Origin of the sequence: Paraburkholderia ultramafica, from assembly GCF_902859915.1 — a bacterium.
Taxonomy (GTDB): Bacteria; Pseudomonadota; Gammaproteobacteria; order Burkholderiales; family Burkholderiaceae; genus Paraburkholderia; species Paraburkholderia ultramafica.
In genome coordinates, this window is record NZ_CADIKK010000014.1 from 183,743 (window position 1) to 194,332 (window position 10,590).

General features: G+C 62.0%; 10 protein-coding genes. 4 read left to right on the forward strand and 6 right to left on the reverse strand.

The genetic code is table 11. The features are described from left to right. Positions 1–82: 82 nt before the first annotated feature. Positions 83–730 (forward strand): glutathione S-transferase family protein, encoded by a 648-nt coding sequence (locus HV744_RS16920; protein WP_175150619.1) that lies wholly within the window; start codon positions 83–85, stop codon positions 728–730. A 106-nt stretch (positions 731–836) separates the two neighbouring features. Here HV744_RS16920 and HV744_RS16925 read toward each other — a convergent pair whose 3' ends face one another. Together HV744_RS16925 and HV744_RS16930 are read right to left on the reverse strand one after the other, a co-directional pair. Then, entirely contained in the window at positions 837–2,009 is a 1,173-nt protein-coding gene (locus HV744_RS16925; RefSeq protein WP_175150620.1) for a pyridoxal phosphate-dependent aminotransferase, read from the reverse strand. Between the two features lie 176 nt (positions 2,010–2,185). Further along, entirely contained in the window at positions 2,186–2,683 is a 498-nt protein-coding gene (locus HV744_RS16930; RefSeq protein WP_175150621.1) for a putative toxin-antitoxin system toxin component, PIN family, read from the reverse strand. A gap of 57 nt (positions 2,684–2,740) precedes the next feature. Here HV744_RS16930 and yaaA point away from each other — a divergent pair, with 57 nt between their 5' ends. Beyond that, the gene (gene yaaA / locus HV744_RS16935) at positions 2,741–3,523 is read left to right on the forward strand and encodes a peroxide stress protein YaaA (protein ID WP_175150622.1); all 783 of its coding nucleotides are present in this window, start codon (positions 2,741–2,743) and stop codon (positions 3,521–3,523) included. A 35-nt stretch (positions 3,524–3,558) separates the two neighbouring features. Beyond that, complete coding sequence (locus HV744_RS16940) at positions 3,559–4,713, forward strand: M14 family metallopeptidase (RefSeq protein WP_175150623.1); 1,155 nt, start codon at positions 3,559–3,561, stop codon at positions 4,711–4,713. Between the two features lie 115 nt (positions 4,714–4,828). On the opposite strand, the gene HV744_RS16945 is transcribed toward HV744_RS16940, so the two are convergent. From HV744_RS16945 to HV744_RS16960, 4 genes are all read right to left on the reverse strand, one after another. Next, complete coding sequence (locus HV744_RS16945; protein WP_175150624.1) at positions 4,829–5,497, reverse strand: BspC domain-containing protein; 669 nt, start codon at positions 5,495–5,497, stop codon at positions 4,829–4,831. Between the two features lie 166 nt (positions 5,498–5,663). Then, positions 5,664–6,338: an energy-coupling factor ABC transporter permease gene (locus HV744_RS16950; RefSeq protein WP_175150639.1), complete on the reverse strand. Its 675-nt coding sequence runs from the start codon at positions 6,336–6,338 to the stop codon at positions 5,664–5,666. Between the two features lie 118 nt (positions 6,339–6,456). After that, positions 6,457–7,329, reverse strand: a complete 873-nt coding sequence (locus tag HV744_RS16955; protein ID WP_175150625.1) for a response regulator transcription factor — start codon at positions 7,327–7,329, stop codon at positions 6,457–6,459. A gap of 216 nt (positions 7,330–7,545) precedes the next feature. Further along, positions 7,546–8,760 carry a DUF2863 family protein gene (locus tag HV744_RS16960; protein WP_175150626.1) on the reverse strand — a complete coding sequence of 405 codons (1,215 nt, stop codon included), beginning with the start codon at positions 8,758–8,760 and terminating at the stop codon, positions 7,546–7,548. Between the two features lie 262 nt (positions 8,761–9,022). Here HV744_RS16960 and HV744_RS16965 point away from each other — a divergent pair, with 262 nt between their 5' ends. Then, positions 9,023–10,138 (forward strand): AI-2E family transporter, encoded by a 1,116-nt coding sequence (locus tag HV744_RS16965; RefSeq protein WP_175150640.1) that lies wholly within the window; start codon positions 9,023–9,025, stop codon positions 10,136–10,138. The last annotated feature ends 452 nt before the right edge of the window (positions 10,139–10,590 follow it).

Consider the following 10,590-nt stretch of genomic DNA (forward strand, 5'->3'; position numbering starts at 1 on the left):
GCAATTTGCTGGATGATTGATCGAAGGCCGCCGCTTTGAATGTGATGGCGGTCTCATACAACCCGAAGGAAGGAGACACCGGATGATCAAGCTGTGCGGTTTCGCGCTCTCTAACTACTACAACAAAGTAAAGTTCGTACTTCTCGAGCACGGCATTGCGTTCGAAGAGGTGGCGGTGCTGCCCAGCCAGGATGAGGCCCTGCTCGCGCATTCGCCGCTCGGCAAGGTGCCTTATCTGCAGACCGAGGACGGCGATCTGTGCGAATCGCAATGTATCGTCGAGTATCTGGCCGCGCGCTTTCCGGACAAGGCGATTTTCTCCGCCGATCCGTGGGAAGCGGCCAAGGAGCGCGAGATGATCATGTTCGTCGACGTGCATCTCGAATTGACCGCACGCAATCTCTACAAGGAAGCGTTCTTCGGCGGCACGGTGAGCGATGCGACCAAAGGGCGTGTCGAGAAGCTGCTCGCGCATCACATCGCGGGCTTCAAGCGGCTCGCGAAGTTCGGACCGTATCTGCGCGGCGAGCGTTTCAGCGTCGCGGACACGGCAGGGTATGTGAGCTTGCCGCTGGTGGGCATGGCGACGCAGACCATCTACGGCCGCGATTTTCTGCTCGATGCCGGCGTGGACTGGAAAAGCTATGTGAAAGCGATCAACGCCCGGCCGGCCGCGCAGCGTGTGACCGAGGACCGCAAGGCGTATATCGCGGCGTCGCGCCCGGCTTGATGGCGGGCGTCGCCCGTGAGACGGCCCAACGCGTGCAACGCACGCGTTGGCCGCTGCGCGCGATCGCGAGGAACATGGGTTCGTTCGCTGCATCGCGCGGGACATCCTAGAGCCGCACCAGCCGCTCGAGCGCGGTGGCGAGCGTGCTTTCCTGTTTGGCAAAGCAGAAGCGCACCACACCCGACTCGTGCGCCTCGTGATAGAACGCCGAGACCGGAATGGCCGCGACGCCGATCTCGCCGGTCAGCCATTGGGCAAACTCGGCTTCGGGCAAATCGCTGATCGCCGAATAGTCGACGCACTGAAAGTACGTGCCCGTGCACGGCAGCAACTTGAAACGCGAATTCGCGAGGCCCGCGCGGAAGAAGTCGCGCTTGTTCTGATAGAACGCCGGCAGCTCGAGATACGGCGCGGGATCTTTCATGTAGTCGGCGAGGCCGACCTGCATCGGCGTATTGACCGTGAACACGTTGAACTGGTGCACCTTGCGGAACTCGGCGGTGAGCGCGGCAGGCGCCGCCACGTAGCCGACCTTCCAGCCCGTCACGTGATAGGTCTTGCCGAAGCTCGACACCACGAAGCTGCGCTGCGCCAGTTCGGGGTAACGCGCGACGCTTTCGTGCGGCGCGCCGTCGTAGACCATGTGTTCGTACACTTCATCGGACAGGATCAGCACATTGGTGCCGCGCACGATCTCTTCGAGCTTGCGCATGTCCTCGGCGCGCCAGACCGTGCCGGTCGGATTGTGCGGTGTGTTGATCAGCAGGAGCCGGGTTTTCGGCGTGATCGCGGTGGCCAGTTTGTCGAACGGAATCGCGTAATCGGGCGCGTCGAGCGTGACGAAAACCGGTTTGCCGCCGGCCAGTTCGATCGATGGCAGGTAGCTGTCGTAGGTCGGCTCGACCACGATCACTTCGTCACCCGGATGGACCGCGCAGAGAATCGCGGTCAGCAACGCCTGCGTGGCGCCCGCTGTCACGGTGATTTCGCTGGTGGCCTCGTAGCGGCGCCCGTACAAGGTCGCGATCTTGTCGGAGATCGCCTGCCGCAGCGGCGCGGTGCCGGCCATCGGCGGGTACTGATTGTGGCCGTCGCGCATCGCGTTCGCGACTGCGTCGACAATGCGCGGATCGCAGCCGAAGTCGGGAAAGCCCTGGCCCAGATTCACCGCGCCTTTCTCGGCGGCGAGCGCGCTCATCACGGTGAAAATCGTCGTGCCGACATTCGGCAGGCGAGACGGAAACGAGGGACTCATGGGCGTATCGTGCGGTGCATTCATGGCGCTGTCCGGAGCGTGGGCGAGTGAGTTGGCGAAGTGAGCGAAAAGCGTGGTCGGCAAGGACGAAGCCTGATTGTAGGGAATCGCGGCGCTGCGTGCGCGCCACGGCTTCCGCGTTGGCCGTTTGGCCAAGGTGATGCGGCCAGAATCGCGCGGCCAAAATCATGCGGTCGAACTCAAGCGGGCGCGGGCTCGCCCGCGACGTTCAACGAAGCGCTGATGGCCGCGACGAACGGCGCCGGCTGCGCGATCTGGAAGCCGAAGTCGCGCGCAATCCGCTTGGCGAGCTTCAACACCGCGCGATCTTTCGATACCAGCCAGTCGGCTTGCGCGGCGTGCGCGAGCTCGAGAAACTTCTGGTCGTCGCGGTCTTTGCATTTGGGCAAGGGCCTCGCGTCTTCCGCGGGCGCAGCGGGTTCGACCACTTGCGCGAGCCGTGCGATGACCGCCAGCGCGGCGGCCTTGTCCACCTTCCGATGCACGAATTGCGGATAGTCGAGCACATAGGTGAGTTCGGCGAGGCAACGCGCGTCGATCAGCGCGGCCAGTGCGCCGCTTTCGAGTGCGGCTGCGATCGGGCGCGTGTGCGGGTCGTCGAACACGAGAATATCGATCCAGACATTGGAATCGAGAACGACGCGCAAAGCGCCGTGAGAGGCATGAGAACCGGGCATTCGTTACAATCTGGCTTTCGTCTTTGACCGCCAGGCACGGCGTGCCTGCAAGCCTCTATGATAATCGTTCTGTCGCCGGCGAAATCGCTCGACTACGAAACCCCGCCGCACGTCAAAAAGCACACGATCCCCGATTTCGTCGACGACGCAGCCGAACTGATCGGCGGATTGCGCCGTTTGTCGCCGCAACAGATTGCCTCGCTGATGGACATTTCCGACCAGCTCGCGCACCTCAATTTCCAGCGTTACGCCGACTGGTCGCCGCAATTCGGCACGCACAATGCCAAGCAGGCAGTGCTCGCATTCAACGGCGACGTGTATGAAGGCTTCAACGCGAAGACGCTGTCGTCGGCCGATCTGGACTATGCGCAGAATCACGTGCGCGTGCTGTCCGGCCTGTACGGCTTGCTGCGTCCGCTCGATCTGCTGCAACCGTACCGGCTCGAAATGGGCACGCGCTTCGCCAATCCGCGTGGCAAGGATCTGTACGCATTCTGGGGCGAGCGGATCACGCAGGCTTTGAACGCGCAACTGAAAAAGAACGCGGCGGCGTCGCGCGTGCTGGTGAATTGCGCGTCGGGCGAGTACTTCAAGTCGGTCAAGCCGAAGCTGCTCGACGCGCCCATCGTCACGCCGGTGTTCGAGGACTGGAAGGGCGGCCGCTACAAGATCATCAGCTTTCATGCAAAGCGCGCGCGTGGCCTGATGGCGCGCTACGCGGTGGAAAACCGCCTCGACCGGCCCGAGCAGTTGAAGGACTTCGACGCCGAAGGTTATGGGTTCGACGCCGAAGCTTCGAACGATTCCACTTACGTATTCCGCCGCCGCGTCGCTGAATAAGCGTTTCGACGCGCATAGAGGCAGGGAAGAACATCATGACGTTATCGATTACGAGCAATTTCGACGCGGGCGCGATCGAAGTGCTGTCCTGCGAGGACGCCGGCAATATCCGTCTGCGCGTGCGGCCGGACAGCCACGCCGAGTTTGCGCAGTGGTTTTATTTCCGCGTGTCGGGCGCGGCGGGCACACGCTGCGTGATGACCTTCGAGAATGCCGCCGCGTGCGCATTCGCCGAAGGCTGGCGCGATTATCAGGCGGTGGCGAGCTATGATCGGGTGAACTGGTTTCGTGTGCCCACCTCGTATGATGGCCGCGTGCTGACGATCGATCACACGCCGGATTTCGACCGGATCTACTACGCGTATTTCGAGCCGTATAGCGAAGAGCGTCATGCGGAATTTCTCGGCGCCGTGCAGCAGATGCCGCAGGCCACGCTCTCCGAACTGGGCACGACCGTCGAAGGCCGGCCGATGTCGCTGCTCACGCTCGGCACGCCGCAAACCGGTGGCACGCCCAAAAAGAAGGTCTGGCTGATCGCGCGGCAGCATCCCGGCGAAACGATGGCCGAATGGTTTATCGAGGGTCTCGTGAAGCGCCTCGTGGGTTGGGGCGATTGGGCGGGAGATCCGGTCGCGCGCAAGCTCTACGATCACGCGGTGTTCTACATTGTGCCGAACATGAATCCGGACGGCAGCATGCACGGCAATCTGCGCACGAATGCGGCCGGCGCGAACCTGAATCGCGAGTGGATGGAGCCGGATCCCGCACGCAGTCCTGAGGTGCTGCTGGTGCGTGATGCGATTCACGCAACGGGCTGCGACCTGTTCTTCGATATTCACGGTGATGAGGCGCTGCCCTACGTGTTCGTGGCCGGCTCCGAAATGCTGCCGGGTTTCACCGAGCGGCAGGGGCAGGAGCAGAAGGCGTTTATCGACGCATTCAAGCAGGCGAGTCCTGATTTCCAGGACAAGTACGGCTATGCGGCGAGCAAGTATCGCGAGGATGCGCTGAAGCTCGCGTCGAAGTACATCGGCAACGAATTCGGCTGCCTGTCGCTGACGCTGGAGATGCCGTTCAAGGACAACGCCAATCTGCCCGACGAGCGCGTAGGCTGGAACGGCGAACGTAGCGCGTCGCTCGGCGCCGCGATGCTGCAGGCGATTTTGCGTCACGTGGAGACGTTTGCTTAGACCCGACGCTGGATAAAAAACGAGGCGCACACGGTGACGTGTGCGCCTCGTTTCTTATCGGGATGCGGGTATCGCCGGCGGCGCGGGCGAATCGACGCCGCCGTGGCGGCGTCAGTTATTGCGCTTTCTTCTTCGCCGAGGTCTTCTTGGTGGTCGATTGGCCCGAAGACTTGCTCGACGTCATTTTCGACGATTTGCCCGAGCTTGTTTTCGACGACTTCGGCACGGCCTTCTTCGTCGTTGTGCCGCTCGCGGAGTGCTTGCCCTTAACGCTCTTATGCGTGCCCGACACGGCTCGTGATCCTGTCGACCCGGCGCTGTGCGCGCGGGCCGGCGGCACTGGATCGTTCCAGCTGAACGCGAGCATCTGAGCGCCGACATAGCCGCAGCGGAATTTCAGCGCGGCAGGATCGCCTTCTCCGCTCTGGCGGACACCGACCCCTTCGACGGTGACGATGTTGTCGACCCTGATGCGCTGTTTGCCCTCGTCGAACGAATCGTTCCAGGGCGTGACCGACGAGTGCGCACTGTCGAAAGAGCTGGGTGGAAATTCGACATGATCGAAGGCAGTCGAGGTGCTTGCGACAAAGTTGCCGTGAGCGGCGCAGTCCGCGACTAGCGGGTCCGCATGCAGATCATTGACAAATCTGTTGACGAGATCGTTGTGCTGTTCGAGTTGATCGGCGAATGCGGGAGCGGTACAGATGAGCGAGAGACCCGCTGCACATGTAGCCAACCGGCCGACCAGCCGGAGCAATCGGCGCGGTACGTTGGTGCGATCCATCTAGTTCTTTAGACGCTAATAGGACATGAGGCAAGTAAGATGCCCGGCGAGAGGCTGGAGTTCAATCCTGGCACAAATATTTTGTGCTGCTCTGGCGCGCGGGGTCGGGAGGCTCCAGGTGCGTAGGCGCTCGACTGCCGCCGATACGCGAGGAGGTCCGCTAGTGTCAGGTGCGAGGGCCGCCCAGCCGGTATCTCCGCACATCATACGTGGTGACCCACGCAGGACGGTAGACCGCGATCAAGGCCGTCGACATACCGGTGAACCAGGCCTCGCCGGTGGCGAGCAGAAGCACGCTGAGCGCGTAGCCGGCGGGCACCACCGTCATTGAACCATCGGCGAGCGCGATGTGGATGCCGAGCGCCGCGGCAGCGGTGAGCGACACGGCGATGGCGGGCGAGACAAAACCCTGGCCGAAGATAAACATGAAGAGGTTGCGCGGCAGCCAGGCGATGCTGATGCGCTGGAGCAAGGTCGAGATGCCGACAGGCACCGCACCATACACCAGGAAGGTTAGCGCGATACCCTGCCAGGGGGCATCGAACATGACGGCGGCAAGACCCGTGACAACCGCCATTGCGATCAATGCCAGTGCCCAGTCGAATAGCGTGACAATGAGCGTGGCGCCTAGCAGGTGCATCACGGTGCCGTCGTCGAGCCACGCATTACTCGCCCACAGCACCGACACTGCGACGATGATCGCAAGCCAGACATGCTGCAGTGTGCCGTCCTGAAGTCGTTTGAAAGGATTTTTCCACAGTGCGAGCGCGACCACTATCGCAGTGGCGATCCAGCCACCGACAGCAACCCAGAACGGAAGCGGTGTGTAGAGGAAACCCATGAGTCTCATATTACTCGTTGGACGAGAAAAGGTGTGAGCGGATTCCATGCCAGCCGATGCAAACGTCGCCGGAAAGTGCGTGTTCAGGCCGTTGCGCGCGTGGCAATGGACGCGACGCCTAGCCTGGCGTAAGCGGCTCCGACGTCAGCCCGGCAGCCTGCGTGTCGCCATAGGGCGTGCTGGGTTCGGCTGCCATCGGCAGCGCAGCGCTCGTGTCGTTGGCTGGCAACGGATACTGGAAGCGCCGCCGCTTGTGGCGCCGCAGCGGGATGACGCCGGCCTGTCCCATCACTGGACGAGCCGTACCCTCGCCGTTGTTGCGCAACACCTGCAAATGGTTCGTCAGCCAGCCGTTGTAGAGCGCCACCGCAGCGGCGCGATTGGGTGCGCCAAGTTGCTGGAATATGCTGGTCAGATGGATCTTGACTGTGCCCTCGCTAATGCCGAGGGTGCGCGCGATCATCTTGTTGGTGCTGCCCATGTGGACGCAGCGCATGATCTGCTGCTGACGCGGCGACAGTCCGTTGGAAAGCTTGGTGCGGCGCGGCGGCGGGTTCTTCGCGTCGAATTCACGGATGGCGGTATCCGGCGGCAGCGGGGGATCGAGCGCCAACGCACCAGGCGGCACGTAGTGGCCGCCCAGCAGCACCATTTCGAAGGCGCGCACGATCAGACACGGATCGGTTTCGCGCGGCACGACACCGAGCACGCCTTCGTCCATGAGTTGTCGCACGGCGGTTGGCGAGACGCCGTCGGTTAGCACTGCGACGCGCAGATCGGGGTAGTGACTGAGCAGATCGCGGGCGTCCGCGATCGACATCCAGTCCTGCCAGTCGATCACGAGCAGGTCGGGCCGGTGACGCTTGAACGTGCGTTCGATCTGACGCCAATCTTGTGCTTCGGTAAAGCGCGCCAGCCGGTCGATCTGCCGCAGTAATGCTTTGAGTCCATCACGTCGTTCCGCGTTTGAGTTGAGTATCGAGAATCGCATGCATGTCTCCAGATGAATCGGGCGAAGTGGCGCGACGCATCGGTCCGACTCATGAGCCGGACACATTGCGATTCGTCGCCGTGCCTATGATGACAAATTCCCTTCAACTTGACGGCCTGTCCAAAAGGCATAAGAAGAATGACCGAACAAAGAAAAAGCCCCGTTGGGCGGGGCTTTTTCTTTCTAAGGCAACGCGCGATGACGCCGCGTTTATGCTCAGTGGAAATGTGGCTGCGCGGGCTCCGCGTCCTCCGGCATTTCGGCGTGGACAATTTCGCCGAGCGGATCAGCATACAGCGGCACGCCGCAGTCGTCGCAATACTCCGGCTCGAAGCGGCCCGCGTGGCGGCGCACGTCCGTCACGCCGGTCTCCTTGAGCAACGCGACGATTTCTTCGAGCGGATCGTCTGACGCGGCGGTCTCTTGCGGTTCCTCATCGATACCCGGTTCGCCGTTCTCGCGGCCGTACAGCGGCCACACGACGCCGTAGATCACGTCATTGCTGCCCCGGCGCGTGAAGCCGACGCGGTATTCGTCGATGCGGCGTTCGCCGAAGCCTGCGACAACTGCGCGCAGCTCCTGTGGCGCCGCGCCAATTGTGTCGAAAAGATAACGCACGGCGGTCCGCACCGTGTGTGGGCGCACGCTTTCGTCGGCGTCACGGCAGGCGGAGTAGTAAGCATCCGGCAGCAGGCACTCGAATTCGCAGCCCGGGAGCACCAGCGACAGATTGGCGCCCCCTTGCGTTGCCCATTGTTCAAGACATTGGCCGCGCTCGATCCGGCTGCCATGTTCTTCTTCCTGCCAGCGGAAGGTCGGCTCGCCCACCGGCGCCGCCACTACGGCGAGAAGGAAGCGCGGGTCGGCCAGAATCGGCGAGGTTTCGGGCAGTTCGCCGAAATTGAGCTTGACGGTGCCGCTGGCCATTGCCGCCTGAGCAAGCTGTTGGGCGATGCGCCATGTTTCGACGTGATGGCGCGGCAGCTGATCGATGCTGTACAGGAACGGCGCCATCGCGACACGGGTATTGGCGGCGAGCACATGCGCTTGCAGGTGCGCGCGCAGCGCGTCGGCCGCGTCGGCTTTCAGCGGGCCGGACGGAATCATGTAGCGGGTCCAGGCGAGCACGGGCGCGGCGACCAGCAACGCTTCGTAAGGCACGCCTTCGTGTTCGATGATGAACGACTCGCTGTGGGTTTCCGCCATATCGGCGAGCGCGCCGTAAGCGTCGGGGTGATTTTGCTGCAGGTGATCGAGCGCGGCGTCCAGCGTGGTCTGGTTGGCGTTGCGGACGATCTTGGCCAGCAGCGCATCGAGCTTCGCTTCCCAGAAGCGGTCTTCGGTGCGGCTGCCCGACGCGAAAAGCGCGAGCGAGAGACCGACCAGCTTGTCGGCATCGGGGGGGAGACGTTTGGCGATTCGCGAGCGCATAAATCCGAAAATTGGGGGGCACAGAACCTTATATTCTAGTCTTTTCTATGCCGTCATACTGTTTGGCCGGCGATTCCGGATGGATTAGGACGCTTCCACACGAAAAATCAGTCGGTCGGGCGAGCCACATGCCGACCTGGCCAGATGTTATAAGACACGCCCGGAGCCGTGACTCGCTTCTATACTGACGGCGTTCAGTGGGCGCCTGACCAGCTGCGCATGTCAATTTGTCGCCGTGGTCTGGCGCAATAGGAGATTCATCGTGAAATCGGACCAACTGATCGAACGCCTCGCCGCTGTATTCGCGTTAATTATCCTGGTGGGCGGCTCGCTGCTCGTGCTAGCTCCTTTTACAACTGCGCTGCTGTGGGGCGCCATTCTTAGTTATAGCTCGTGGGGGCTCTACCGGAGGCTGACCGCTGCGGTCGGCGGCCGGCGCAAATGGGCCGCCACTTTGATTGTGGTCATCATTCTAGTTGTGGTGCTCGGGCCGTTCGTTTATGCGGGGTTTGCGTTCGGTGCGCATGTTCACGAGATTGTTGCGCTGGTGCAAAGGTTCTTTGAGGACGGCTTGCCTGATTTGCCGCCATGGGTAGGGCGGATCCCGCTTGTTGGTTCGAATATCCTGGCCTTCTGGCAGCATCTGACAAGCAGCGATTCGGAATTGATCGCGCAGTTGCGCACGCTCGCGGCGCCGGCCGGCAAGTGGATTCTGGCGGCGGCGATTGCTGTTACACACGGTCTCGGATTGTTGGCGTTGAGCATCGTGCTCGCGTTCTTCTTTTATACCGGTGGAGAGGGCGCGGCTGCCTGGCTGAATGCGGGCATGCGGCGCATCGCCGGCGAACGCGCCGATTATCTGCTGGCACTGGCGGGCAGCACGGTGAAGGGCGTGGTCTACGGGATTCTCGGTACGGCACTCGTGCAAGGGGTCCTGGCTGGTTTCGGCTGCTGGATCGCGGGTGTGCCGGCGCCAGCGCTGCTGGGGCTGGCGACATTTTTTCTGTCGGTGATACCGGGCGGCCCGGTGATCGTGTGGTTGCCTGCGGCGATCTGGCTGTATCACGGCGGCGCGACTGGATGGGCGATCTTTCTGGTCGTATGGGGCGTGCTGGCCGTCGGCATGTCTGACAATGTCATCAAACCGATCCTGATAGGCAAGAATAGCGACATGCCGCTGATCCTGGTGATGCTGGGTATTCTGGGCGGAGCGTTGGCTTTCGGTTTCCTCGGCGTTTTCATTGGGCCGACTTTGCTGGCGGTCGCGTACACCGTGCTACACGACTGGACGATCGGCGCGCCGGCGGCGCGTGCTTTGGCGCCTGATCTGAAGGAGCCCGTTGTCGATGAGCCGCGTCGAATAGAAAAGGCGCCTTGAATAAACTCCAGATAACGCTTGCAAGCCCTCTTCGGGCTCGCTAGAATCTCGCTCTTTCGTGCCTCGGACACCGGGGCACGGGGAAGCGGGAAAGCCAGTAGTGGCAAGGCTTCCAGCGCAGTGGGCAGGTTGAGGAAATTATAAAAACCTGTTGACGGCGTGGCGGAAGTTCTTCATAATCTCGCTTCTCTGCTGCTGCTGATGCAGCGACGCAGAACGAAGCGGTGCCGGGTGGTTGAAATGGGTGCGGCGAAGTTGGCGGATCGATCTTTAAAAATTAACAGCCGATAAGTGTGGGCGCTTGATGCGGGACGCGAGCCGGATTCTCCGGAATCTGGCGTAAAGCGAAAGTATCAAGTCTCACACAGTAATGAAAGGAAGGTTTGAGAGTCGAAAGATGATCGAACAATTCGTCAGTACGTTGAGTGAGCGACCGGTCTCGGAAGAGACCG